This is a genomic window from Neisseria sp. P0001.S005 (assembly GCF_051963715.1).
In genome coordinates, this window is record NZ_JBQCTZ010000585.1 from 1 (window position 1) to 475 (window position 475).

Sequence of the window (475 nt, forward strand, 5' to 3'; positions counted from 1 at the left end):
TTGGCTGAATCATCCGGACTGCCGCAAGCGGCAATGTCCAGCCAATTAGCGCTACTGCGTGAAGCCGGTTTGGTATCGTTTGAAGTGAACCATCGGGAACGGCAATATTACATTGCCGACCCGAGGGTAACCGAGATGATACAGTTGCTGTATTCCTTTTTCTGCGCAGATAAACCTTGAAATGTTGCCGAAATAGGATAGTCAAAAAATCTATCCTATTTATAATTTTAAAGGCCGTCTGAATCTTTTTCAGACGCCCTTTATTGTATTTTTAGTCTTGCCATATCATCTCGTGTTTAGAACCATAAGTAATCTTCTTGATATTGCTTTCAAGAGCAATTTCTTTATCTAATGTTCCTGAGTATTCCGAACCTGCTAATTTTTGAAATAAAGTAATATTCAGCTCATCGTTGCGGCTAGTTGTTTTGATATCTGAAATACCCATTGCACTATTGCCTAATAAGCCTGTCAAATG

1 protein-coding gene and 1 pseudogene are annotated in these 475 nt (G+C 39.6%); one reads left to right on the plus strand and one right to left on the minus strand.

The features are described 5' to 3' along the window. Nucleotides 1-180 (plus strand): ArsR/SmtB family transcription factor (locus ACTHSP_RS21820; protein WP_440346986.1); only part of this gene is annotated, 180 nt, incomplete at its 5' end. A 91-nt stretch (nucleotides 181-271) separates the two neighbouring features. Here the strand turns inward: ACTHSP_RS21820 and ACTHSP_RS21825 are convergent. After that, nucleotides 272-475, minus strand: a pseudogene (locus ACTHSP_RS21825) (hypothetical protein); the annotation flags it as partial.